This is a genomic window from Nocardioides immobilis (assembly GCF_003515065.1).
Classification (GTDB): Bacteria; Actinomycetota; Actinomycetes; order Propionibacteriales; family Nocardioidaceae; genus Nocardioides; species Nocardioides immobilis.
The window spans coordinates 68,963-92,654 of the sequence record NZ_QXGH01000025.1; the positions used below are offsets into that span (position 1 = coordinate 68,963).

25 protein-coding genes are annotated in these 23,692 nt (G+C 69.6%); 17 read left to right on the forward strand and 8 right to left on the reverse strand.

Features of this window, described 5'->3' with window-relative positions; all coding sequences use genetic code 11:
• Positions 1-38: 38 nt before the first annotated feature.
• From D0Z08_RS20180 to D0Z08_RS20195, 4 genes are all read left to right on the forward strand, one after another.
• Complete coding sequence (locus D0Z08_RS20180) at positions 39-1,589, forward strand: helix-turn-helix domain-containing protein (protein WP_118927065.1); 1,551 nt, start codon at positions 39-41, stop codon at positions 1,587-1,589.
• A gap of 13 nt (positions 1,590-1,602) precedes the next feature.
• Positions 1,603-2,376: a glycerophosphodiester phosphodiesterase family protein gene (locus D0Z08_RS20185; protein WP_118927066.1), complete on the forward strand. Its 774-nt coding sequence runs from the start codon at positions 1,603-1,605 to the stop codon at positions 2,374-2,376.
• Positions 2,373-3,755, forward strand: coding sequence for an MFS transporter (locus D0Z08_RS20190; RefSeq protein WP_118927130.1), 1,383 nt, complete (start codon positions 2,373-2,375; stop codon positions 3,753-3,755). The genes D0Z08_RS20185 and D0Z08_RS20190 overlap by 4 nt, the downstream gene beginning before the upstream one ends.
• Positions 3,756-3,918: 163 nt before the next feature.
• On the forward strand, positions 3,919-4,305 hold the full coding sequence (locus tag D0Z08_RS20195) for an RNA polymerase-binding protein RbpA (RefSeq protein WP_118927067.1): 387 nt from the start codon (positions 3,919-3,921) through the stop codon (positions 4,303-4,305).
• 15 nt (positions 4,306-4,320) lie between these two features.
• Here the strand turns inward: D0Z08_RS20195 and D0Z08_RS20200 are convergent, their stop codons facing one another.
• The 7 genes from D0Z08_RS20200 to kdd all read right to left on the reverse strand — a co-directional run bounded on the left by D0Z08_RS20200 (position 4,321) and on the right by kdd (position 11,335).
• Positions 4,321-4,788 carry an FxsA family protein gene (locus D0Z08_RS20200; RefSeq protein WP_245994161.1) on the reverse strand — a complete coding sequence of 156 codons (468 nt, stop codon included), beginning with the start codon at positions 4,786-4,788 and terminating at the stop codon, positions 4,321-4,323.
• 14 nt (positions 4,789-4,802) lie between these two features.
• Entirely contained in the window at positions 4,803-5,585 is a 783-nt protein-coding gene (locus D0Z08_RS20205; protein WP_245994164.1) for a polyprenol monophosphomannose synthase, read from the reverse strand.
• Positions 5,578-7,152, reverse strand: coding sequence for an apolipoprotein N-acyltransferase (lnt, locus tag D0Z08_RS20210; RefSeq protein WP_245994166.1), 1,575 nt, complete (start codon positions 7,150-7,152; stop codon positions 5,578-5,580). Before lnt ends, D0Z08_RS20205 begins: the two co-directional genes overlap by 8 nt.
• Positions 7,153-7,597: 445 nt before the next feature.
• Positions 7,598-7,990 (reverse strand): 3-aminobutyryl-CoA ammonia lyase, encoded by a 393-nt coding sequence (gene kal / locus D0Z08_RS20215; RefSeq protein WP_118927071.1) that lies wholly within the window; start codon positions 7,988-7,990, stop codon positions 7,598-7,600.
• A complete protein-coding gene (gene kamE / locus D0Z08_RS20220) occupies positions 7,987-8,715 on the reverse strand; it encodes a lysine 5,6-aminomutase subunit beta (RefSeq protein WP_118927072.1) in 729 nt (242 codons plus the stop codon). Before kamE ends, kal begins: the two co-directional genes overlap by 4 nt.
• Positions 8,712-10,268 (reverse strand): lysine 5,6-aminomutase subunit alpha, encoded by a 1,557-nt coding sequence (kamD, locus tag D0Z08_RS20225; RefSeq protein ID WP_118927073.1) that lies wholly within the window; start codon positions 10,266-10,268, stop codon positions 8,712-8,714. The genes kamE and kamD overlap by 4 nt, the downstream gene beginning before the upstream one ends.
• Positions 10,265-11,335, reverse strand: a complete 1,071-nt coding sequence (gene kdd, locus D0Z08_RS20230) for an L-erythro-3,5-diaminohexanoate dehydrogenase (RefSeq protein ID WP_118927074.1) — start codon at positions 11,333-11,335, stop codon at positions 10,265-10,267. Before kdd ends, kamD begins: the two co-directional genes overlap by 4 nt.
• A gap of 81 nt (positions 11,336-11,416) precedes the next feature.
• Between kdd and D0Z08_RS20235 the strand changes: the two genes are divergently transcribed.
• On the forward strand, positions 11,417-12,883 hold the full coding sequence (locus tag D0Z08_RS20235; RefSeq protein WP_118927075.1) for a KamA family radical SAM protein: 1,467 nt from the start codon (positions 11,417-11,419) through the stop codon (positions 12,881-12,883).
• Between the two features lie 14 nt (positions 12,884-12,897).
• Here D0Z08_RS20235 and D0Z08_RS20240 read toward each other — a convergent pair whose 3' ends face one another.
• On the reverse strand, positions 12,898-13,365 hold the full coding sequence (locus tag D0Z08_RS20240) for an Lrp/AsnC family transcriptional regulator (RefSeq protein ID WP_245994169.1): 468 nt from the start codon (positions 13,363-13,365) through the stop codon (positions 12,898-12,900).
• A gap of 50 nt (positions 13,366-13,415) precedes the next feature.
• Here D0Z08_RS20240 and D0Z08_RS20245 point away from each other — a divergent pair, with 50 nt between their 5' ends.
• The 12 genes from D0Z08_RS20245 to D0Z08_RS20300 all read left to right on the forward strand — a co-directional run bounded on the left by D0Z08_RS20245 (position 13,416) and on the right by D0Z08_RS20300 (position 23,686).
• Positions 13,416-14,351, forward strand: coding sequence for a 5'-3' exonuclease (locus tag D0Z08_RS20245; protein WP_245994171.1), 936 nt, complete (start codon positions 13,416-13,418; stop codon positions 14,349-14,351).
• Between the two features lie 162 nt (positions 14,352-14,513).
• A complete protein-coding gene (gene urtA, locus D0Z08_RS20250; RefSeq protein ID WP_118927076.1) occupies positions 14,514-15,755 on the forward strand; it encodes an urea ABC transporter substrate-binding protein in 1,242 nt (413 codons plus the stop codon).
• Between the two features lie 93 nt (positions 15,756-15,848).
• A complete protein-coding gene (urtB, locus tag D0Z08_RS20255; RefSeq protein WP_118927077.1) occupies positions 15,849-16,733 on the forward strand; it encodes an urea ABC transporter permease subunit UrtB in 885 nt (294 codons plus the stop codon).
• A complete protein-coding gene (gene urtC, locus D0Z08_RS20260) occupies positions 16,730-17,788 on the forward strand; it encodes an urea ABC transporter permease subunit UrtC (RefSeq protein ID WP_118927078.1) in 1,059 nt (352 codons plus the stop codon). The genes urtB and urtC overlap by 4 nt, the downstream gene beginning before the upstream one ends.
• Positions 17,785-18,567: an urea ABC transporter ATP-binding protein UrtD gene (urtD, locus tag D0Z08_RS20265; RefSeq protein ID WP_245994175.1), complete on the forward strand. Its 783-nt coding sequence runs from the start codon at positions 17,785-17,787 to the stop codon at positions 18,565-18,567. Before urtC ends, urtD begins: the two co-directional genes overlap by 4 nt.
• The gene (locus tag D0Z08_RS20270) at positions 18,560-19,240 is read left to right on the forward strand and encodes an ATP-binding cassette domain-containing protein (RefSeq protein ID WP_118927079.1); all 681 of its coding nucleotides are present in this window, start codon (positions 18,560-18,562) and stop codon (positions 19,238-19,240) included. Before urtD ends, D0Z08_RS20270 begins: the two co-directional genes overlap by 8 nt.
• 4 nt (positions 19,241-19,244) lie before the next feature.
• Complete coding sequence (locus D0Z08_RS20275) at positions 19,245-19,547, forward strand: urease subunit gamma (protein WP_118927080.1); 303 nt, start codon at positions 19,245-19,247, stop codon at positions 19,545-19,547.
• A 9-nt stretch (positions 19,548-19,556) separates the two neighbouring features.
• Complete coding sequence (ureB, locus tag D0Z08_RS20280; protein WP_118927081.1) at positions 19,557-19,889, forward strand: urease subunit beta; 333 nt, start codon at positions 19,557-19,559, stop codon at positions 19,887-19,889.
• Complete coding sequence (locus D0Z08_RS20285; protein WP_118927082.1) at positions 19,882-21,588, forward strand: urease subunit alpha; 1,707 nt, start codon at positions 19,882-19,884, stop codon at positions 21,586-21,588. Before ureB ends, D0Z08_RS20285 begins: the two co-directional genes overlap by 8 nt.
• Positions 21,588-22,244 (forward strand): urease accessory protein UreF, encoded by a 657-nt coding sequence (locus D0Z08_RS20290; RefSeq protein ID WP_245994178.1) that lies wholly within the window; start codon positions 21,588-21,590, stop codon positions 22,242-22,244. The genes D0Z08_RS20285 and D0Z08_RS20290 overlap by 1 nt, the downstream gene beginning before the upstream one ends.
• Positions 22,237-22,956 carry an urease accessory protein UreG gene (ureG, locus tag D0Z08_RS20295; RefSeq protein WP_118927083.1) on the forward strand — a complete coding sequence of 240 codons (720 nt, stop codon included), beginning with the start codon at positions 22,237-22,239 and terminating at the stop codon, positions 22,954-22,956. The genes D0Z08_RS20290 and ureG overlap by 8 nt, the downstream gene beginning before the upstream one ends.
• 70 nt (positions 22,957-23,026) lie before the next feature.
• The gene (locus tag D0Z08_RS20300; RefSeq protein ID WP_182481406.1) at positions 23,027-23,686 is read left to right on the forward strand and encodes an urease accessory protein UreD; all 660 of its coding nucleotides are present in this window, start codon (positions 23,027-23,029) and stop codon (positions 23,684-23,686) included.
• Positions 23,687-23,692 lie beyond the last annotated feature (6 nt).

A 23,692-nucleotide genomic window follows, 5' to 3' on the forward strand; every position in this document is an offset into this window, starting at 1 on the left:
CGGTTGGCGTTATCTCACATGTGAGTTACCTTCGTCGTATGACGATCTCACCCCAGGTCGAGCCCCAGACCGACTACAAAGGCCGGATCGGCAACCTGATCCGCGACGCGCGCAAGCACCGCGGTCTGACGCAGACCCAGCTCGCCGAGCGGCTCGGCACGAGCCAGAGCGCCATCAACCGGATCGAGAAGGGGCACCAGAACCTGTCCCTCGAGATGCTGGCCCGGATCGGCGCCGCCCTCGACTCCGAGATCGTCGCGCTCGGTGCCGGCCCGACCCACCTCCGGGTCAAGGGGCCCACCACGCTCTCCGGCACGATCGACATCAAGACCTCGAAGAACGCCGGCGTCGCCCTCCTCTGTGCCTCGCTCCTCAATCGCGGCCGCACCACGCTGCGCAAGGTGGCGCGGATCGAGGAGGTCAACCGGTTGCTCGAGGTGCTCGGCAGCCTCGGTGTGCAGACCCGGTGGATCAACGACGAGAACGACCTCGAGATCGTGCCCCCGAAGGAGCTCGACCTGACCCGGATCGACGAGGAGGCCGCGCGCCGTACTCGCTCGGTCCTGATGTTCCTCGGGCCCCTCCTCCACCGCGCCGACACCTTCGAGCTGCCGTACGCCGGCGGCTGCAACCTCGGCACCCGCACGGTCGAGCCTCACATGTCGGCGCTGCGCCCGTTCGGGCTCGAGGTGAAGGCCACCGACGGCTGGTACCACGGTCAGGTCAACCGCGCGATCGTTCCCGGCCGACCGATCGTGCTCACCGAGCGCGGCGACACCGTCACCGAGAACGCCCTGATGGCGGCTGCGCTGCACCCCGGCACCACGGTCATCCGCAACGCGTCGTCCAACTACATGGTCCAGGACCTGTGCTTCTACCTGCAGGCGCTCGGCGTCGACGTCGAGGGCGTCGGCACCACGACGCTCACCGTGACGGGCAAGACGGTCATCGACGTCGACGTCGACTACGCGCCGAGCGAGGACCCGATCGAGGCCATGTCGCTGCTCGCCGCGGCGATCGTCACGAAGTCCGAGATCACGATCCGCCGGGCTCCGATCGAGTTCCTGGAGATCGAGCTCGCGATGCTCGAGGAGATGGGCTTCCGCTACGAGCGCTCCGAGGAGTACCTCGCTGCCAACGGCCACACCCGGCTGGTCGACCTCCGGACGCTGCCCTCGGACCTGATCGCGCCGCGGGACAAGATCCACCCGATGCCGTTCCCCGGCCTCAACATCGACAACCTGCCGTTCTTCGCCGTCATCGCGGCGGTGGCCGAGGGCCAGACCTACATCCACGACTGGGTCTACGACAACCGCGCGATCTACCTCACGGATCTCAACAAGCTCGGCGGCCGGGTCAGCCTGCTGGACCCGCACCGGGTGATGATCGAGGGCCCGACGTCGTGGACCGGCGCGGAGCTGATGTGCCCGCCGGCGCTGCGACCGGCGGTCGTCGTACTGCTCGCGATGCTTGCCAGCAAGGGCACCTCGGTGCTGCGCGGGACCTACGTCATCCACCGCGGCTACGAGGATCTCGCCGAGCGGCTCAGCTCGCTGGGCGCCGACATCGAGACCTTCCGGGACATCTGAGCTCCCGGCACCGATGTATCTGGAGCAGGGGCGGGTCCTTGCGTTCGCCCACCGTGGTGGTGCCTACCACCCCGAGATCGAAGGGCTCGAGAACACCCTGGCGGCGTTCCGTCACGCGGCCGCCCTGGGCTACGACTATCTCGAGACCGACCTGCACGTCACCAAGGACGGCGCCCTGCTGGCCTTCCACGACGACGTGCTCGACCGGGTCACGGACGGCCGGGGCGCCATCAGGGACCTGACGCTCTCGGAGGTCCGCGAGGCCCGGATCGGCGGGCGCGAGGAGATCCCGACCTTCGGTCAGCTGCTCGATGCGTTCCCGGACGCCCGGTTCAACATCGACATCAAGTCGGCGGGTGCAGCCGCCGTGCTCGCCGACGTGATCCGGGAGCACGACCTCTGGGACCGGGTGCTCGTCGGCTCCTTCTCCCCCGCCCGGATCCGTGAGTTCCGGCGACTGACCGACGGCCGGGTCCCCACCGCCGCTCACGTGTGGGAGGTCCTCGCGTTCCGGTTCCTGCCGAGCGCGCGGCTTGCCGACCGGCTGGCGGGCCAGGACTTCGTCGCGTTCCAGATCCCCCACCGCCGGTACGGCGTGCGTGTCGTGACGCCACGGCTCGTACGGCGGGCGCATGCTGCAGTCAAGCAGGTCCACGTGTGGACCGTCGACGACCCGGACGAGATGCAGGCACTGCTCGACCTCGGCGTCGACGGCATCTTCACGGATCGCACCGACCTGCTCAAGGATGTGCTCGTGGCGCGTGGCCTGTGGGAGGGAACCCGATGAACACGACACCCCAGATCGCTGATCTCGGGCCGCTCAACCGCGCCCGCGAGCAGAAGGCGTGGTTCTTCTACGACTGGGCGAACTCGGCCTTCGCAACGACGATCGCGGGGGTCCTGTTCGCGCCGTACCTGATCACGATCGCCGAGCGGGCCGCGTGCGGGTTCGTCGGTGACGAGGACCGTCGGTGTCGCGAGAGCCTGGACATCCTCGGGGTCGCGATCTCGCCCGGCTCGCTGCCGTCGTACGTCATCACCCTCTCGACGGTGCTGGGCGCCGTCCTCTACCCGCTGATCGGCGCGATGGCCGACCGCACCGCCCGCAAGACCGACCTGCTGGCCGGGTTCGCGTGGGTCGGAGCGGGCGCCGCGGGGTTGCTGTTCTTCTTGACCGACGACCGGTGGTTGTTCGGCAGCCTGGTCTTCCTAGTGGCGAACCTGAGCTTCGGCGCCTCGATCGTGATCAGCGACTCGCTGCTCAACCTGATCTCGGAGGAGAACGAACGCGACAGGGTGTCGTCGGTCGGCTGGGCCTACGGGTACGCCGGCGGCGGGCTGTTGCTCGCCGCCAACTTCCTGATCGTCACGTTCCACGACTCGCTCGGGCTCAGCACCGAGATGGCGGTGCGGATCAGCCTGCTGTCCGGAGCGATCTGGTGGGCGGGCTTCACGCTGATCCCCTGGCGCGGGATCAAGGACCGGCCGCCCGCGGCCGTCGAGAACGCCCGTGGCGGCCTGGTCGCCCGTTCCTTCGGCCAGCTCTGGGCGACCCTGAAGGAGCTCCGCAACTACCCGGTCGCCGTCACCTTCCTGCTCGCCTACCTGTTCTTCAACGACGGCATCCAGACCGTCATCGCGTCCGCCGCGATCTTCGGCGAGAAGGAGCTCGGCTTCGACACCGGCATCGTGCTCGGCGCCTATCTGCTCGTGCAGTTCGTCGCCGTCGGCGGCGCGATCGGGTTCGGGAAGGCCGCCGTGAAGGTCGGCGCCAAGCGCGTGATCCTGGTCGGCCTGAGCTGCTGGATGGTGATCGTCACGCTCGCGCTCGTCGTGCCGGAGGAGAACCTGATCGCCTTCCTGCTCCTCGCCACGGCGATCGGGATCGTGCTGGGCGGGACGCAGGCGCTGGCCCGGTCCTACTTCTCGCTGCTGATCCCGCGCGGGAAGGAGGCCGAGTTCTTCAGCCTCTACCACGCGATGGACCGCGGCACGTCCTGGCTCGGCACCCTCACGTTCGGTCTGGTGTACCAGTTCAGCGGGTCCTACCGGCCCGCCGTCTTCGCCCTCATCGTGTTCTTCACCATCGGTGGCCTGCTGCTGCTCCGCGTCGACACCGAGCGTGGGATCCGGGATGCGGGCAACGAAAGGCCCGCGATCGCCTGATTTCGTCGCGTCCCCGGGTTATTTCGATGGGATTGCAACCTTTTGTTAGCGGGTAGCGTTGAACAAGAAGCGGCTGCGTCGGTCAACTGCGCCCGAGGAGATCCCTCGGCGACCACGCGTCGGACCCCGCCAGGAGCAGGGGTCAGGACATGGGAGGAAAATCATGGCGGAGCGCACCTTGCGAGGCGCACGACTGGGCGGCCAGTCCTTCGAGGACGAGCGCGGCATCGAGTTCGCGGCTCGCCAGCAGGTCGGGTACCTCTGCACCCACGGGCACTCGTTCGAGATCACGATGTCGATCGAGGCCGACGTCCCGGCTGTGTGGGAGTGCCCGCGCTGTGGCGCGGAGGCCGAGAGCACGTCTGGCATCGAGCGCGAGGTCAAGGTCGAGAAGCCGCAGCGCACCCATTGGGACATGCTGCTCGAGCGGCGCTCCGAGAAGGAGCTCGAGGACATCCTCACCGAGCGGCTCGAGCTGCTCCGCGGCGGCGAGATCGGTCCCGCTCACCTGCACCGCACCGGCCGCAAGCGGAAGGCCGCCAACGCCTGAGAGGCGCTGAGAACCTCAGTCCTCGACGACTTCGCCCCGGACGACGGCATCCCCAGCCGTCGGGCCGGGGCCTCGTTGTGCCCGGGCAGCCGCGACGGTGAGCCGCGAGCCCAGGTAGGCCGTGAGCAGCCGGCGGAAGATCGGCCGGGTGAACGGGAGGACGAGCAGGAAGCCGACCACGTCGGTCGCGAAACCGGGGGTGAGCAGCAGCGTGCCGCCGATCAGGATCAGCGCACCGTCCGCCAGCTCCTTGGCAGGCGGTCGATGGGTGCTGAGCGCGGTCCGCAGGGCCTGCCAGGCCCGCCGCCCCTCGCGCTTGACCAGCCACGCACCGACGAGGCTGTCGAGGATCAGCAGCCCGATCGTCCACCACGGGCCGATCGTCTGGCCCACCTGGATCACCACGTAGATCTCGACGAGCGGCACCACCACGAACGCGACGAACATCAGCCATGGCCAGAGCCTGCGCCTCGTCGTACTCACGGATCGAGCGTAGATCAGGCGCGGTGACGGGACCTGGCGCGCGCCTGCTCCCAGCGCTCGCGCACGCCCCACTGGGTGATCCGCTTCAGCGACTCGAGGGCGACCTGTCCGCTCATCTTCGACTCGCCGCGCACCCGCTCGATGAACTCGATCGGCACCTCGCGCACGATCATGCCCGCGCGCAGGCAGCGGGTGACCAGGTCGGTCTGGAAGACGTAGCCGGTCGACCGCACCGACCCGAGATCGATCTTCTCCAGCGCCTCGCGCCGGAACACCCGGTAGCCGGCGGTGGCGTCGCGGACGTCGATCCCCAGGAGCAGCCGGACGTACAGGTTGCCGCCCCGTGACAGTGCCTCTCGGCGCCGCGGCCAGTTGACCACGCTGCCACCGGGGACCCAGCGTGAGCCGATCACGAGGTCGGCGGAGTGCAGCGCTTCGAGCAACCGGTCCAGCTGCTCGGGCTGGTGGGAGCCGTCGGCGTCCATCTCGCCGACCACGTCGTAGCCGGCCGCGAGCGCCCACCCGAAGCCGGCGACGTACGCCGCGCCGAGGCCGCCCTTGGCGGCGCGGTGGAGGACGTGCACCTGCGGGTCCGCGGCAGCGAGCTGGTCGGCGATCGCGCCAGTGCCGTCAGGTGAGTTGTCGTCGACGACCAGCACGTCGACGGCGGGCTGGGCGCGCCGCATCCGGCCGACGATCCAGGCCAGGTTGGCCGCCTCGTCGTACGTCGGGATCACCACGACCACGCGGCCGAGCGCGGCGACCCGGTCGCCCTTCGTGGTGTCGTTGTCAGCCAACAGGAGCCTCATTCGGAGCGGGGGTTGCCTCGGGCTCCGACACATCGTCGGTGGCCCGAGCGGACCCGGCATCATCCCGCTGTCGACGGTACGCGATTCCGCCCAGCACGAGGCCGAGGAGCGACAGCCCGGTGAACAACCGCGCGGGCCAGACACCGAGCCGGGTGGCGGGCGTCAGCTCGCTGCTGAGGCCGACCTGCTCCACCAGGACCGCGGTGGTCCGCGGATCCGCCGAGGCGACGACAGTGCCGTCGGGTGCGATCACCCCGGTGATCCCGTTGGTCGCGGCGACGACCAGCCAGCGACCGGACTCGATCGCCCGGAGCCGGGTGATCGCGAACTGCTGGTCGATCTGGGTGGTGAAGATGAAGCTCGCGTTGCTGGTCTGGACGGTCAGCAGCTCGGCGCCGGCGCGCACCTGCTCCCGCATCACGTCGTCGTAGGCGACGTCGAAGCAGATGGCGTCGGCGACCTCGATCCCGGCCACCCGGAGCGGCTCGGTGCGCGTGCCGCTCTTCATGTCGCGGCCGATCGCGCGCAGTGCACCGAAGTTGGGGTCCCAGTACCGGCGGAACGGGATGTACTCGCCGTAGGCCACCGGGTGCTGCTTGGTGTAGCGATCCCCCGGTCCAGCGACGGGGTCCCACACGATCCCCTGGTTGAGGACGTGGTCCTGCCCGTCGTCGACCAGTCCCCCGACGACGACCGGAACGCCGATCGCGGTGACGGCCTCGCGGATGCCGTCGTTGACCTCGCCGTCCCGGAACGGGTCGACCGCGGTCGAGTTCTCCGGCCAGAGCACGAAGTCGGGGCGGACGCCGCTGTCCGCCAGGCCGATCGTCGCCTCGACGTGGTTGCGGGTGACGCCGCGGTGGTCGTAGAGGATGTCGTTGGCTGGTCCGGGCAGGTTGCCCTGCACCGCCGCCACGACCGCCGATCCCGTCATGTCCGTCTCGTACGGCGCCACCGCCGGGATCACCAGCAGCGCCACGATCGCGACGGCTCCCCCGAACGCGAGCTGACGGGTACGACGTACGGGTGCTCCAGCCCGTGGCAACCAGGTCTCGACCCCTGCCGCCAGCGAGAACCCGACCACGGCGAGCAGGAAGGACATGCCGGTCATGCCGATGTAGGCGAGCGCCGGTGCGACGGGGGTGTCGACGACTGCGAACGCCAGACGTCCCCACGGCATGCCGCTGAACGGCCATCCGCTGCGGAGCCCGTCGGCGGCGGTCCACACGGCCGCCAGCCAGACCGGCCAGGCAGGCAGCCGACGGACCAGGGGCACGGCGAGCCCCACCAGTCCGTAGAACAGAGCCTCGATCGAGGAGAGCGCCACCCACGCGTCCGGTCCGATCGACTCACGCATCCAGTCGATGTGGGTGAAGTAGAAGGCCACACCGAACACCAGGCCGACCAGTCCGGCGCGCCAGAACGGCAGGTCTCGCGTCGCGAGCGCAAAGGCCGCTACGCCGACCGGCACGAGGTAGGCGACGGCGATCGGCTCGAAGGCGGCGGTGAGGAGCAGTCCGCCCGCAACGGCGAGCAGGATGCGGGCGACAAGCACGCTGACAGCGTAGTGATCGCCCGCGAACCACCTGCGACCGGCGAGCACTCTCCGCGACACGCTGGGGCAGAGTGGAAACGGAAGAGCCGCCATCACCTTCGGACCATCCCGGAGTCCGACCGGCTGCCGGGACCGGGATGTTGTCTAGGGGGACAGCGACCCTTCCGTGTCACTCTCGAAGCGCGAACCGACCTCCGCGAACCGGGGCGGGAGGCGTTGGCGCTACACCCCCGTCTTCCGGCCACTCGGACGTCGGTCCGCCGACCACGACCTGCACGAGCAACGGTCACGTACTTTGGTCAGCAGAGCCTCAAGTGTCAACCGCCCGCTGACCTGCGCGGATGCGCGAAGGCGCAGGTCAGAGAGGGGTCGCGAGGCCCCGAAATTTCGCGAAAATCTGACGATCTGTCGGCGTGTCGCTGGCGACGCGCCGACGTGATCGGCATTAAGGGACGACGACGGTGCCGGTGGCGGTGGTCGCTACCAGCGGCGGGTCGAGGAGGGCGGCCGCTCCGGGCCGCTCCGGGGTCGCCGCTCCGCGGGCGACGACGGTCAGCGTGAACGCCATCACCCGCGAGCGCCGACCTGCCTTCACCAGCTCTGCGGTCGCCTCGACGACGTCACCCGCCCGCACCGGGGCGCGGAACTGGACGTCGTCGTACGACGCGAACAGGCCCTCGTCGCCGTCGGTGAGGATGCAGAGCTCGGTCGCCACGTCCCCGAACAGGCCGAGGCCATAAGCCCCGTCCACCAGGTTGCCGGCGTAGTGCGCGTGCGAGTAGGTCACGTAGCGACGCTGGGTCACCCGGGTGCCCACAGGCTGCTGGGGGGCGCTCACGAGGCCAGCCTATGGGCGAGGAAGCTCGCCACCTCGCCGGGCGTCGTACCTCTGCCGAAGATCCGGTCGACGCCCAGCTCCCCCGCCATCGCCTCGTCGAACCGCGGGCCACCGACGACGAGCAACGGCCGCTTCTCGGCGGGGAACGCCTCGCCGAACGCCGCCGACATCTCGCGGGTGTTGAGCAGGTGGGCGTCGCGCTGGGTGACGACCTGGGAGACCAGGACCGCGTCGGCCTGCTCGGCGACCGCCCGGTCGACCAGCTGCGGCACCGAGACCTGCGCACCCATGTTCACGACCTTGATCTCGCGGTAGTACTCGAGGCCCTTCTCCCCCGCGAACCCCTTGATGTTGAGGATCGCGTCGATGCCGACCGTGTGCGCGTCGGTGCCGATGCAGGCACCGAGTACGACGAGGCGCCGGCTCAGGCTGCGCTTGATCGCCGCGTTGACCTCCTTCGGGGTCAGCAGCGGGTAGTCGCGCTCGATCACCTCGACCGCGTCGAGGTCGACCAGGTGGTGCACCCGGCCGTAGACGACGAAGAACGTGAAGTCCGGACCCATCGGCCTGGCGTGGACGACCAGAGCCGGGTCGAGGCCCATCTTGGCCGCGAGCTGCTGGGCCGCGCCCTCGGCGCGCTTCGAGTGCGGCACGGGCAGGGTGAAGCTGATCTGCACCATGCCGTCGCCGGTGGTGTCGCCGTAGGGGCGGACCAGGGTGCTCACTTCTCCTCCAGGATCTCGGAGGCGGGGTTGTAGTAGTCCGCCGCCTTGCGGGCCACTCCCTCCAGGCCCTTGCCCGCGTCGGCCGGGCGTCGCATCAGGCCGAACGTCCCGTCCGCGATGGCGTCCAGCAGCCCCTCGTCCGCGATCCGCTCGAGGAGGTCGATCGTCTCCCCCAGCACCTGGCGGGCGCGGGTCGCGATCAGGCCGTCGGGAGCGGGGTGGAAGTCCTCCCGCAGCCCGCCTGCGGCGTCGAGGACGTAGCGGACGTTCTGCAGGGCCAGGTCGCGGTCGGACAGCCACGGCGTCACGACGGCCTCGGTCATCATGCCGACGAGCAGGATGCCCTGGCCGGTCATCGCGCCGACCAGGTTGAAGAACCCGTCGAGCAGGTAGCCGCGGAAGACGTCGCCGGTCATGTGCCGGGTCGGCGGCATCCACTTGAGCGGCGCCTTGGGGAAGAGCTCGCGCGCCAGCAGCGCGTGGGCGAGCTCCAGCCGGAACGACTCGGGGACGGCCGGGTCGATCTCGAAGGCATGACCGAGACCGAGCTGCCAGTCCTCGAGGCCGGCCTCCTTGGCGAAGTACTCGTTGAGGAGCTGGCTCGTCGTCACCGTGTGCGCGGCCTCGACCGCGTCGGCCGTGGTCAGGTAGTTGTCCTCGCCCGTGTTGATGATGATGCCGGCGCGGGCGTGCACCTGCCGGCTGAAGCGCTGGTCGACGAACGTGCGCACCGGGTTGATGTCGCGGAAGAGGATCCCGTACATCGAGTCGTTGAGCATCATGTCGAGCCGCTCGAGGCCGGCCAGGGCCGCGATCTCCGGCATGCACAGCCCGCTGGCGTAGTTCGTCAGCCGGACGTAACGGCCGAGCTCCTTGCTCGACTCGTCGAGCGCGGCCCGCATCAGCCGGAAGTTCTCCTGAGTGGCGTAGGTGCCGGCGAAGCCCTCCCGGGTCGCGCCCTCCGGCACGAAGTCGAGCAGGCTCTGTCCGGTCGACCGGATCACCGCGATGACGTCGGCACCTTCGCGGGCAGCCTGCTGGGCCTGCGGGATGTCCTCGTAGATGTCACCGGTGGCCACGATCAGGTAGATCCACGGCGCGCGCGGAGCATCACCGTGCCGCTTGATCAGACGCTCCCGCTCGGTACGGCGGCGGTCGATCTGACGGATGCCCGCACCGACCTGGCGCCGGCTGGCGGCGCGGACCCGCTTGGCCCGCGTGCCTTCGGGAAGGTCGAAGCGGACCGAGCCGGCCGACGCCTTCTGGGCCAGCGTCACCAGGTCCTCCGCCTCGCCGCGGGCGAGGGCGTCCCAGACCGGCAGCGCGACGCCGTGCTCGAGGCCCACGTCGGCCCGGACGGCGTCGAGCAGGCGGTTGGCCCACGGGGTGCCCTCGGAGTCGGCGCCACTCAGACCGGCCAGCCGCAGGGTGGCGCGCTCGACGGAGACCGTCGTGTGCTGGTGGGCCAGCTTCACGATCGGACGGCCGGCCTTGCGGGCCAGCGACCGTGCCTTCCGGACGGTGACCGGGTCGAGATCGAGCTTCCCGGTCACGACAGCCGGTCCTCGAACAGCCGCCGGACTCCGGCGTTGCTCCGGAGCAGGTCGAGCGCGAAGTCCGCGTGCCCCGGCACGTAGCCGTTGCCGACGAGCATGGTGACATCCGCGGCAACACCCTCGGCGCCGAGGGCGGCGGCGGAGAACGAGGTCGCCATGGAGAAGAAGATGACGGTCCCGCCGTCGGCGGTCGCGAGCACGGCACCGCCCTCACAGCCGGGTACGTCGACGCAGACCACCGTGATGTCGGCCGGCCCCCCGGCCGCCGCGACAGAGTCGCGGAGCGCGATCGGGTCGCGGGCATCGGTGACCACGACCTGGTCAGCCAGGCCGACGGACTCCAGCACGGCCGCCTCGCGGTCGGTCGGGACGATGCCGATGAGACGGCTCGCGCCTGCCGCATGGGCGGCAGCCAACGACAGCGAGCCCGACTTGCCGCCGCCGCCGATCACAGCGACCACGGGCGGCGTGGCCGTCGAGCCCGTCGAGACGCGGTCGACGTACTGCTGGACGACGCGGGCGGTCAGCGCCGGCGCGCCACAGACGTCCATCACGGCCAGGCTGAGGCCGGTCGGCAGGTCGTCGGGCAGCACGGCCGCGATCGAGCGGCCGAAGAGGACCGCGTAGCCCTCGCAGGGCACCTGCTCCGAGCGGCCGTCCCACGCGGCCAGGCCATCGGTGATCACCAACGGGGTGAGCGTGAGCGACACCAGGGTGGCGACCCGCTGACCGACCTCCAGGCCGAGGGGCGACTCCGGGCCGACCTCCTCGACGGTGCCGATGAGCATCCCGCCCGATCCGGTGACCGGGTTCTGCATCTTGCCTCGCTCGGCCACGATCGCGAGTACGGCGCTCCGCACCGCATCCCCGTCGCGGTTGTGTTCCTCTTCGAGCTGACGGAAGGACGCGGCATCGAGGTTGAGTCGCTCGACACGGATCCGCACCTCGTCCGGCCAGAGCTCGGGCCGGGTGTCGAGCCGGCGCGCGGCCTGCGGCAGCACCGTCGCCTCGTCCAGCACCCGATGCAGACCGGTCGCGTCACTCCGCTGTCTTACCGTCGACACTGCCTCTCCTTCGTCTCTAGGCCGCAAATCCTCCGGTGTGGCGATGTTGCGACCGGACGATCTTCACGTATTCTGGCACATATGAGCATCGACACCTCGATCGCTGCCGGCATCCGCGAGCCTGCCGGTCAGCCCTACCCCTACCGCCGGGTCGAGCTGACCGAACCCGACTGGACGCGCTTCCCGGGCTGGCGTGACGTCACCGCCGACGACTGGGCATCGGTCCAGTGGCAGCGCGCGCACTGCGTCAAGAACCTCAAGCAGCTCCGCGACCTGCTCGGCGACCTGGTGGACGAGCGCTTCTACGCCGATCTCGAGCGGGACCAGGCCGAGCGCGCGACCATGTCGATGCTGGTGCCGCCGCAGATGATGAACACGATGGTCCCGCACGTCCAGCCCTCCGGCCCCGGATCACTCACCGACGCGTTCTACGCCGACCCGATCCGCCACTACATGCTGCCCGTCTTCTCCGACCGGCGCACCGACTGGCCGTCGCACCCGCACGCCACCCGCGACTCGCTCCACGAGCACGACATGTGGGTCGCCGAGGGTCTCACCCACCGCTACCCCACCAAGGTGCTCGCGGAGCTGCTGCCGACCTGCCCGCAGTACTGCGGCCACTGCACCCGGATGGACCTGGTCGGCAACTCGACCCCCACGGTCGAGAAGCTCAAGTTCGTGGCCAAGCCGAACGACCGGCTCGCCGACATGCTCGACTACCTGCGTCGTACGCCCTCGGTGCGCGACGTCGTCGTGTCGGGTGGGGACGTCGCCAACATGCCGTGGCCTCGCCTCGAGGCGTTCCTGGACTCCCTTCTCCAGATCGAGAACATCCGGGACATCCGGCTCGCGACCAAGGCCCTGATCGGCCTGCCGCAGCACTGGGCGCAGCCCGAGGTCGTCGAGGGCGTCGGCCGGGTCGCCGCGACGGCGCGAAGCCGTGGGGTCTCGCTCGCGATCCACACGCACGCCAACCACGCGCAGTCGATCACGCCCGCGGTGGCCGACGCGTCGGCGGTGCTGCTCGATGCCGGGGTGCGCGACGTCCGCAACCAGGGCGTCATCCTCAACGGGGTCAACGCCGACCCCCACGCGCTCCTCGACCTGTGCTTCGCGCTCCTCGACGGCGCACGGATCATGCCGTACTACTTCTACATGTGCGACCTGATCCCCTACAGCGAGCACTGGCGGATCTCGGTCGGGCAGGCCCAGCACCTGCAGCACCAGATCATGGGCTACCTGCCCGGCTTCGCGACCCCGCGGATCGTGTGCGACGTGCCGTACGTCGGCAAGCGCTGGGTCCACCAGATCGCCGACTACGACGTCGAGCGCGGCATCAGCCACTGGACGAAGAACTACCTGACCTCGATCGAGGCCGGTGACCCCGAGGCGCTCCAGCGGACCTACGAGTACTACGACCCGATCCACACGCTCCCGGTCAGCGGCCAGGCGTGGTGGGCGAGCCACGCCAACCTCGACGAGTCGGCGCTGCGAGCGGCGGAGGTCGCCGAGGCGTCACGCCGTACGGCGGCGCTCCAAGCTCACTGAGGCACCGCATACCTTCAGCCGGTGACCGGCCGGTTCTCGTAGTACGTCGACAGGACGATCGTCGTACGGGTCGACACGTTCGCGGCGGAGCGGATCCGGGCGAGGAGCTCCTCGATCTCGGCCGGCGCGTGCGAGCGGACCTTGAGGATGTAGGACTCGTCGCCGGCCACGGACCAGCAGGACTCGATCTCCGGCAGGTGCTCGAGCCGGTCCGGGCAGTCGTCGGGCTGCGAGGGGTCGATCGGTCGGATCGAGATGAACGCGGTGAGCGGCAGGCCGATCTCGGCGTGGTTGACCGTCGCGCCGTAGCCGAGGATCAGGCGACGCTGCTCGAGCCGCTTCACCCGTTGGTGCACGGCCGAGGTGGAGAGCCCGGTCGCCTTGCCGAGGTCGGTGTAGGACATCCGGCCGTCCTTGGCCAGCAGTTCGAGGATCTGGCGATCGATGGCCTCGACGGCGGAGGAACTGCTGCTTTGGCTCACGATCGCCACTTTAGGGCATCCGTGAACAGGGTGGCCCTACGATCGTCGCGATGGACACCTCTCCTGGTCCCGGGCGCCTGATGCTCCTCGACACCGCCTCGATGTACTTCCGGGCCTTCTTCGGATCCCCCGAGATCCTGGCTCCCGACGGCACCAACGTGAACGCGGTGCGCGGCATGGTCGGCTACCTGGCCTACCTCGTCGAGCAGTACCGCCCGACCCACCTCGCATGCTGCTGGGACGAGGACTGGCGCCCGGCCTGGCGGGTCGACCTGCTGCCGTCGTACAAGGCGCACCGGGTCGTCGTACCGGTCGCCGGGGCGCCCGACATCGAGGAGGTGCCGGACCCCCTGGAGGTGCAGGTGCCGATCATCCGCGAGGTCCTCGAGGCGTTCGGGATCGCGGTCGTGGGCGCGGCGGGCTACGAGGCCGACGACGTCATCGGGACCCTCGCCACCGGCGCCGGGCAGCCGGTCGACGTCGTCACCGGGGACCGTGACCTCTTCCAGCTCGTCGACGACGACGCCGGGGTGCGCATCCTCTACATCGGCAAGGGCGTCGGGAAGCACGAGCAGGTCACCGAGAGCTGGGTCGAGCAGAAGTACGGCGTCAGCGCCCGCCAGTACGCCGACTTCGCCACGCTGCGCGGGGACGCGTCCGACGGCCTGCCAGGCGTCAAGGGGGTCGGCGAGAAGACCGCGGCGACCCTCCTCGAGCGGTTCGGCGACATCGACGGGATCGTCGCCGCCGCGGCCGACCCGGACAGCGACCTCGCGCCCGGCCCTCGGCTCAAGATCAAGGACGCCGCGGACTACCTAGCCGTGGCGCCGACCGTCGTCGCCGTCGCCCGCGACATCGACCTGCCCCGCGGCGACGCGCTCGCCCTCCCGGCTGCGCCTGCCGATCCCGACGCGCTGGCGGTCCTGACCGAGCGATGGGGCCTGACGACCTCGGTCGAGCGCCTCACGGGGATCCTCGCCGGGTGATCACACCCCTGCGAAGCGTCGTAACACCAATTTAATTCCATTTGGTAATAGTTCGAAACGCGTCCTCCTTACGTTCCTCGTCAACCGGGGGCACACCGCCGTGTCCCAGCAACGCGCACGGCGGCCCTTCGCCGTGCGGACGATCGAGAGGGCTGCCCAGTCGTGTTCTCACCACCGACCCGCCATGTGATCGGCACCGTCGTCGCCCTGACGGCGACGCTCAGCCTGTCCGCATGTGGCAACAAAGACGGAGACGGATCGGCAGCCGAGAGCTGCGTCGACACCTCCGGCGACTCCATCAAGCTCGGGTTCCTCAACTCCACCTCCGGCGCAATGGCGATCAGCGAGCAGACCGTGCGCGACTCGCTGACCCTCGCCGCGGAGGAGATCAACGCCGACGGCGGCATCCTCGGCAAGGAGATCGAGTTCGTCGAGGAGGACGGCGCCAGCGACCCCGCGGTCTTCGCGGAGAAGATCGACAAGCTGCTCACGAGTGATTGCGTCGCCGCGGTATTCGGGGGCTGGACCTCTGCCTCCCGCAAGGCGATGCTCCCGGTGGTCGAGGCCAACAACGGGCTCCTCTTCTACCCGGTCCAGTACGAAGGCCTCGAGGCGTCGGAGAACATCTACTACACCGGCGCCACGACGAACCAGCAGATCATCCCGGCGATGGACTTCCTCGCCTCCGAGGGCGTCGAGACGCTCTTCCTGGCGGGGTCGGACTACGTGTTCCCGCGCACGGCCAACAAGATCATCAAGCAGTACGCCGCCGAACTCGGAATCGAGATCGTCGGCGAGGAGTACGTGCCGCTGGACGACGATGACTGGACCACCCAGGTCGCCAAGATCGTCGACGCCGAGCCGGACTTCGTCTTCAACACCATCAACGGGTCGTCGAACGTCGGCTTCATCAAGGCGTACTACGAGCAGGGCCTCAGCCCGGAGACCTCCCCGATCATCTCCGTCTCCATCGCCGAGGAGGAAGCGCCGGCGATGGGCAAGGACGTCACCGGTCAGTACGCGGCCTGGAACTACTTCCAGTCGGTGCAGAGCCCGGCGAACGACGTCTTCATCAGGGCGTTCCAGGACCGGTTCGGCTCCGACCGGCCCACCTCCGACCCCATGGAGGCGGCCTACACCTCCCTCTACCTCTACAAGAACCTGGTGGAGGCTGCCGACTCGTTCGATGTCGACGACATCAACGAGTCGGCAGACGGTGTCTCCTTCGATGCCCCCGAGGGCACGGTCACGATCGACGGGGACAACCACCACATCGCGAAGACAGGACTGATCGGCCAGATCAACGCAGACAACCAGTTCGACATCGTGTGGTCGTCCGAGGAGCCGATCGAGCCCGACCCGTTCCTCGAGGGCTACGACTGGTGGGACCCGACCGCGGAGTGACGTCGGCCTGACGACCATCGTCCGCTCTTCCCCGAGGTCCCGCGCCGGCAACGGCGCGGGACCCCGGTACCAGCGCTTCAGGAGAGACCTCCGTTGGACTCCTTCACGACCCCGCTGCTCGCCGGAACCGCGACGGGCGCCTTGCTCCTCATCGCTGCCCTCGGCCTCGCACTCACGTTCGGCCAGATGGGCGTCATCAACATGGCCCACGGCGAGTTCCTCATGGCCGGCGCCTACACCGCGTTCGTCACCCAGCAGATCGTCACCAACGCCGACATCTCGATCGTGGTGGCCCTCCCCGCAGCATTCGTGGTGGCCGGCCTCCTCGGACTGCTGCTCGAGGTCACGGTGATCACCTGGATGTATCGCCGTCCGCTCGACACCCTGCTGGTCACCGTCGGCGTTGGCCTGGTCCTCCAACAGCTCGCCAAGGACATCTTCGGGGCCCAGGGCGACCCGGTGCGCACCCCGACCTGGCTCGACGGCAACATCGACGTCTTCGGGTACCACTGGCCGTACCGGCAGATGTTCACCATCGTGCTCGCGGTGATGGCACTCATCGCCCTCGCCGCGCTCCTGAAGTACTCCGCCTTCGGGCGCCAGATCCGCGCGACCGTGCAGAACCGGGACCTCGCCGAGACCGTCGGCATCCGGACCAGGGCAGTCGACCGGATCACCTTCTTCATCGGGTCGGGCCTCGCCGGGATCGGGGGCGTCGCGGTGTCCCTCATCTCCGGAACCAATCCACGGCTCGGAACCACCTACATCATCTCCGCCTTCCTCGTGGTCGTCGCCGGTGGTCTGGGCCAGTTGAAGGGCACCGTGATCGCGGCGTTCGCCGTCGGGATCGCGACCTCGTTCTTCGCCGACTGGACCAGCGCGAGCATGGCGCAGGTCGCGACGTTCGCGCTGGTCGTCGTTTTCCTCCAGCTCCGTCCACAGGGTCTGTTCGTCGTCCGCAGCAGGGGGCTGGCATGAAGTCGCTGGTGCGCACGTTCGGTCCGCTGGTCGCCATCGCGGTGCTCGCCGTTCTGCTGCTGGTCGTCGCGCCCGCGGTGCTCAGCCCGTTTCGCCTCAACAACCTGGGCAAGTACTGCTGCTGGGCGATCGCCGCCGTGGGGATCGGTCTGGCCTGGGGACGCGGCGGCATGCTCGTGATGGGCCAGGGCGTGTTCTTCGGGATCGGCGGCTACGCGATGGCCATGCACCTGAAGCTCGAGGCGGCCGGACCGGAGGGGATCCCGGACTTCATGCTGCTGTACGGCGACGGCACGATGCCGGGCTGGTGGGAGCCGTTCCGCAGCGGTGCGTTCACTCTGTTCGCGATCATCGCCCTACCTGCCGTCGCCGCAGCGATCCTCGGCTACGCAATCTTCAAGCGACGCGTCAAGGGCGCCTACTTCGCGATCCTCACCCAGGCACTCGCGGTCGTGTTCGCGACTCTCCTGATCGCGACGATCCAGGAGACCGGTGGGTTCAACGGCCTCAACCAGTTCACCTTCTTCTTCGGCTACAACCTCTACGACCCGGTCAACAAGAAGATGGTCTACTCGATCGCCGCGGGCCTGCTGATCGGGTGTCTCGTCCTGGTGTGGCAGCTCTACCGGAGCCGGTTCGGCGAGTTGTTGATCGCCACCCGTGACGCCGAGGAACGCGTCCGCTTCCTGGGGCACGATCCCGCGAACGTCAAGCTCGCCGCGTTCGTGGTCGCTGCAGTCATGGCGAGCATCGGCGGCGCCATGTTCGCGCCGATCGCCGGCATCATCTCGCCGTCCGACGTGGACGCAACGGCGTCGATCTTCCTGATCGCGGGCGTCGCACTCGGCGGGCGGGCGCTGCTCCTCGGCCCGGCGCTCGGCGCACTTGCCGTCGGCTACGGCCGCTCCACGCTTTCCGAGTCGTTCCCCGACCAGTGGACCTACTTCCTCGGGGCGCTGTTCATCGCCGTGATCCTCCTCTTCCCTGCGGGTCTGGCGTCTGCAGTGGGCAGGGCCGCACGGCTCGTGGTGCGACCGAAGGAGGCGACCCCGTGAAGATCGACCACCCGAGCCCCGACGACCTGGGGCAGGACTACCTGGAGATCCGGGGCCTGACCGTCGACTTCGACGGCTTCAAAGCCGTCGATGGCGTCGACCTGACGCTGCTGCAGGGCCGGGTGCACTTCTTGATCGGGCCCAATGGCGCCGGCAAGACCACGCTGGTCGACGCCGCCACCGGGTTGGTCCCAGCAACCGGGCTCGCCCGCTACCGCAACCAGGACCTGCTGAGCATGAGGTCGCACAAGATCGTCCGGGCCGGTGTCGGGCGGACGTTCCAGACGGCGACCGTCTTCGAGGAGCTCAGTGTCCTTCAGAACCTCGACATCGCCGGCGGCGTGCACCGGTCGCCGTTCGCACTGCTCCGGGCACGCCGCGGCGTGCCGTCCTACGTCGCCGAGGCTCTGGAGACGGTCGGCCTGGCAGACCTCAGGGATCGTCCGGCGGGAGTGCTCGCCCACGGTCAGAAGCAGTGGCTCGAGATCGGGATGCTGCTCGTCCAGGACGCGAGAGTGATGCTGCTCGACGAGCCCGTCGCCGGCATGAGTGCGGAAGAGCGGGAAGAGACCGGTGCGCTGCTCCAGCGGATCGGGGAGGAGCGCACCATCGTGGTCATCGAGCACGACATGGACTTCGTCAGGGAGTTCGCTGACGTCGTCACCGTGATGCACGCCGGCAAGGTGCTGATGGAAGGGTCGGTCACCGAGATCCAGGCCAGCCCCGAGGTGCAGGAGGTCTACCTCGGTCGGACAGTGGAGGGAACGTCCCATGCTTGAGCTGCGAGGAGTGACCGCCGGCTATGGCCGGACGATGGTCCTCGACGACGTCAGCATCGAGGTGCCGGTCGGCGGCGCGGTCGCAGTCATGGGCCACAACGGAGCCGGCAAGACCACCCTGCTCCGGGTCGCCGTCGGGCTGGTCCCGGTCAGGACGGGCAGCGTCCTCCTGGACGGCCAGGACGTGACGCCTCTCCGACCGAGCGCCCGGGTCAAGCGCGGGCTGGGCTACGTGCCGCAGGGACAGCAGTCCTTCGCGCACATGACGACGCTGGAGAATCTCCAGCTCATCACCACTGCCCGGTCCGCGATCGACGAGGTGCTCGACACGTTCCCCGCGCTGCGGGGACTGCTCAGTCGGCGTGCGGGACTGCTGTCCGGCGGCCAGCGCCAGCAGCTCGCCATCGCGCGCACGCTGCTGACGCGTCCGCGGATGCTCATCCTGGACGAGCCCACCGAGGGAATCCAGCCGAACGTGGTGACCGAGATCGAGGGGGTGATCTCCGGCCTCACCGATCGGGGCGACCTCTCTGTGCTGCTCGTCGAGCAGCACGTCGGGTTCGCGCTGAGGGCCACCGGCAGCTACTACGTGCTCGAGTCAGGTCGGGTCACATCTCGTGGCGAGGGCGGGCCCGCCGCGATCGACGCCGTTCGCGCGGCGATGGCAGTCTGACGCCATGCACCTCACCCCTGCGGACACCGAAAAGCTGCTGCTCGCCGTGGCCGGGATGGTCGCCCGTGACCGGCGCGCCCGAGGCATCCCGCTCAACTACCCCGAGACCGTTGCGCTCCTCAGCTGCTGGGTCATCGAGGAGGCCCGGGCCGGAGCGTCGGTCGTCGACCTGATGTCGCGCGGCAGAGAGGTGCTCGCGCGCGACGAGGTGATGGGAGGCGTCGCCGAGATGCTGTCCGACGTCCAGGTGGAGGCGACGTTCCCCGACGGCCGCAAGCTCGTCACCCTTCACCACCCCATCGTCTAAGGAGACACCGTGGCACTCACAACATCCGGACCCGGCGCGATCCGGGTGGCCGAGGGCACGATCGTGCTCAACGCCGACCGCACCGGAGACGAGAGGCTCCGGCTCGTGATCACCAACACTGGCGACAGGCCGGTCCAGATCGGCTCCCACATACACCTCCCCGACGTCAACGCCGCACTGGCTTTCGACCGTGCGGCGGCCGCCGGGTTCCGCCTGGACATCCCGTCGGGCACCTCGCGGCGGTTCGAACCGGGCGCTTCGCAGGAGGTCGACCTGGTCGCGATGCGCGGGCGCCGACTGGTCCCCGGCATCCAGGTCAAGCCGGCAGGTCAGCATGGCTGAGATCAGCCGGGCGTCGTACGCCGCCCTCTACGGGCCCACCGTCGGCGACCAGCTCCGACTCGGCGACACGGACCTCTGGATCGAGGTCACCGAGGATCGCACGACCGGGGGCGAAGAAGCTGTCTTCGGCGGCGGCAAGTCGATCCGCGAGTCGATGGCGCAGTCTACGGTGACGTCCGCCGACGGGGCGCTCGACACCGTGATCACCAACGCGGTCGTCCTCGACCACTGGGGCGTGGTGCGCGCCGATGTCGGGATCAAGGACGGACGGATCGTCGGCCTCGGCCGCTCGGGCAACCCCGACATCGCTGACGGCGTGCATCCCGCCCTCGTGATCGGCCCCGGCACCGACGTCGTGTCGGGCGAGGGCAAGATCCTCACGGCCGGCGCCGTCGACGTCCACGTCCACCTGCTGTCGCGCTCGCAGGTCCACGAGGCCCTGGCCACCGGCATCACCACGATCGGCGGCGGCGGCACCGGGCCCTCCGAGGGCTCGAAGGCCACGACCGTCACGCCCGGACCGTGGCACCTCGCGGCGGTCCATCGCGCGCTTGACGACCTCCCGGTCAACGTGCTGTTGATGGGCAAAGGCAACACGGTGAGCGCCCCCGGCCTCGCCGAGCAGGCGCTCGCCGGCGCGGCGGCGTACAAGGTCCACGAGGACTGGGGCTCCACTCCGGCTGCGATCGACGCGGCACTACGCGCCGCGGAGGAGTTCGGGTTGCAGGTGGCACTGCACTCGGACAGCCTCAACGAGGCCGGGTACGTCGAGTCGACGATCGGGGCGATCGCCGGCCGCTCCATTCACGCCTTCCACGCCGAGGGGGCCGGTGGCGGGCACGCACCGGACATCCTGACCGTCGCCTCGCTCCCCCACGTGATCCCCGGTTCCACCAACCCGACGTTGCCGCACACGGTGAACACGGTGGCCGAGCACCTCGACATGTTGATGGTCTGCCACCACCTCAACCCCCAGGTGCCTGAGGACCTAGCCTTCGCCGAGTCCCGGATCCGTGCGACCACCATCGCAGCCGAGGATGTCCTGCACGACAGAGGAGCGCTGTCGATCACGTCGTCGGACGCCCAGGCGATGGGGCGCATCGGCGAGGTCGTCTGCCGCACGTGGCAGGTTGCGCACGTGATGAAGGCGCGGTACGGCGACCATGCCGACCTGGGAGGCGGCCCCGCCGACAACCTGCGGGCCAGGCGCTACATCGCCAAGTACACGATCAATCCGGCGATCGCGCACGGGATCGGGCACGAGGTCGGCTCCATCGAGGTCGGCAAGCTCGCCGACCTGGTCCTGTGGGATCCCCGCTTCTTCGGCATCCGGCCGTCAGTGGTCATGAAGGGCGGGGCTCTCGTCTGGGGTGCGCTGGGCGATCCCAACGCCTCCATCCCCACCCCGCAGCCCGTGCTCATGCGGCCGACCCTGATGGCCGATGCGAGCGCGTACTCGGTCAGCTTCGTCGCACCGGCCGCGCTCGACGACGGACTGGCGGACCGGCTCGGGCTGCGCCGCCGCCTCGGCAGCGTCACGCCAACCCGAGCCGTCACCAAGGCAGAGATGATCAACAACGCCGCCCTCCCCCGCATCGACATCGATCCGGAGACGTTCGAGATCGACATCGACGGGGAGCGGGTCACGCCGGCGCCGGTCGAGTCGCTGCCCCTCACCCAGCTGTACGCGATGTTCTGATGCACCACGAACTGGTGATGATGCTCCTCGCTGACGCCCGGCTTCCGGCGGCCGGGCACACGCAGTCCGGCACCGTCGAGGCCGCGCTCGCTCACGGATTGACCACGCACGACGTCCCGGCGTACCTCCGCACCCGGCTCCGCAGCGTCACGCTGGTCGAGGCCGGGACTGCCGTTGTCGCACGCCATCGAGCCGGGCCCGGTGGCAAGCTCGCCGAGGTCGACGTGGCGTGGGCAGCCCGTACTCCGAGCAGCGCCCTTCGGCAGGCGTCCCGGAGCCAGGGACGGGCACTGCGGCGTCTCGCCGGCGCGCTGTGGCCGGAAGGACTGACGCCACTCCGCGACCTCGCCGCACCCTCCCGGGCGACCGTTCTCGGCGTCGTTGCCGGTCACCTCGGCCTTCCCGCCGGCTCACTCGCGCGCCTGGTCGGGTACGACGATGTGCAGACCGTGTGCGCAGCGGTGCTCAAGCTCGCGCCGATGGACCCGGCCGTCGCGACCGGGTGGGTCGCGGCCGCGCTGCCGGAGGTCACCGCTCTGGCCACACAGGTCGCCGACCTCACCACACCGGACCAGATCCCATCGGTCGGATGCCCGCAGATCGAGGTGTGGGCGCAGGCCCACTCCATCACGAGCAGGAGGCTCTTCCGTGCCTGAGCACGCACCCTACGACGAGGACAGCCACGACCGTGGACATGCCGACCGTGCTCTGCGCCTCGGTGTCTGCGGTCCGGTCGGCACCGGGAAGAGCTCGCTCATCGCGCTGCTCTGCCGCGAGCTCGCGGCAACGCTCGAGCTGGCCGTCATCACCAACGACATCTACACCGACGAGGACGCACGGTTCCTCCGTTCGGCCGGTGTGCTCGATGCCGAACGGATCCGGGCGGTCGAGACCGGCGCCTGCCCCCACACCGCCATCCGCGATGACATCAGCGCCAATCTGCTCGCGGTCGAGGAGCTCGAGGAAGAGTACGGCGACCTCGACGTCGTCCTGGTCGAATCGGGTGGCGACAACCTGACCGCCACCTTCTCTCCCGCTCTCGTCGACGCACAGATCTTCGTGCTCGACGTCGCCGGCGGGGGCGACGTCGCTCGCAAGGGCGGACCGGGGATCGAGCGCGCCGACCTCCTCGTCGTCAACAAGACCGACCTGGCGCCGTACGTCGGGGTCGACGTGCCCCAGATGATCGCCGACGCGAGGGCCGTGCGAGGGGCCCGCCCGGTTCTCGGTCTGTCCCGCACCGATCGGGCGAGCGTCAACGAGCTCGTCACCTGGCTCAGCGAGATCCTGGCCTCGCACCGCGCGGGCGCGCTGATACCCCGCGATCCGGGACCGATGGCGCGACACAGCCATGCTCACGAACACTGAGCGGGTCGGCCGGACCCGCGTCCGCGTCAGCTCGGATCCAGCCGGCGGCCGCTGCCGGGTTCGGACCGTCATGACCGGCTCCGACCCCTCCGCCGCTCTCGTGCGACCGATGGTCCTGCACCACGATTCCCGGGCCGCCCGGGTCAGCCTGGTGCCCGAGGGTGCGCTCCTTCTCGCCGGGGACGCGATCGAGGTCGACATCACCGTCGACGCCGGGGCCCGGCTCGATCTCGTGGAGCCGGGCGGCACGGTGGCGTTCGACATGCGCGGCGGCCAGGCCCGCTGGGACGTGCGGGTGCGGCTCGGCCGCGAGGCGGTCCTGACCTGGGCCGGCGAACCGTTCGTGGTCGCAGCCGGGGCCGGCGTCAGTCGTCGCCTCGACCTCGAGCTGGCCGCCGGGGCCTGGGTCGCGATGCGGGAGACCGTCGTCCTGGGCCGGTACGGCGAGCAACCCGGCCGGTTGCATCAACGCACCACCGTCGCGGTCGAGCGCAGCCCGGTGCTGGTCGAGGAGCTGCCGCTCGATGCAGCCACCGCGCCCGGGCTCCTCGGTGGACACCGTGTCCTCAGCTCGGTGCTCCTGCTCGGCAGGCAGCTCGCTCCCGACCCGACGGCGACCGAGCGCTACGACCTCGATGCCGGCGGGCACCTGTGGCGCCGGCTCGGCATCCAGGCGCACGAGACTGCCCTGCCCGACGCCTGGGTGGACGCCCTGCGAGCAATCAGCTGAGGTCCG

Bases quoted from the DNA above. Each gene is read 5' to 3' on its own strand.
- D0Z08_RS20270 (WP_118927079.1), top strand. From the start codon at position 18,560: ATGCTTGAGCTGCGAGGAGTGACCGCCGGCTATGGCCGGACGATGGTC.
- urtC (WP_118927078.1), top strand. From the start codon at position 16,730: ATGAAGTCGCTGGTGCGCACGTTCGGTCCGCTGGTCGCCATCGCGGTG.
- D0Z08_RS20185 (WP_118927066.1), top strand. From the start codon at position 1,603: ATGTATCTGGAGCAGGGGCGGGTCCTTGCGTTCGCCCACCGTGGTGGT.
- D0Z08_RS20290 (WP_245994178.1), top strand. From the start codon at position 21,588: ATGCACCACGAACTGGTGATGATGCTCCTCGCTGACGCCCGGCTTCCG.
- D0Z08_RS20190 (WP_118927130.1), top strand. From the start codon at position 2,373: ATGAACACGACACCCCAGATCGCTGATCTCGGGCCGCTCAACCGCGCC.
- D0Z08_RS20235 (WP_118927075.1), top strand. From the start codon at position 11,417: ATGAGCATCGACACCTCGATCGCTGCCGGCATCCGCGAGCCTGCCGGT.
- D0Z08_RS20195 (WP_118927067.1), top strand. From the start codon at position 3,919: ATGGCGGAGCGCACCTTGCGAGGCGCACGACTGGGCGGCCAGTCCTTC.
- D0Z08_RS20180 (WP_118927065.1), top strand. From the start codon at position 39: ATGACGATCTCACCCCAGGTCGAGCCCCAGACCGACTACAAAGGCCGG.
- D0Z08_RS20245 (WP_245994171.1), top strand. From the start codon at position 13,416: ATGGACACCTCTCCTGGTCCCGGGCGCCTGATGCTCCTCGACACCGCC.
- D0Z08_RS20285 (WP_118927082.1), top strand. From the start codon at position 19,882: ATGGCTGAGATCAGCCGGGCGTCGTACGCCGCCCTCTACGGGCCCACC.
- D0Z08_RS20300 (WP_182481406.1), top strand. From the start codon at position 23,027: ATGACCGGCTCCGACCCCTCCGCCGCTCTCGTGCGACCGATGGTCCTG.
- D0Z08_RS20275 (WP_118927080.1), top strand. From the start codon at position 19,245: ATGCACCTCACCCCTGCGGACACCGAAAAGCTGCTGCTCGCCGTGGCC.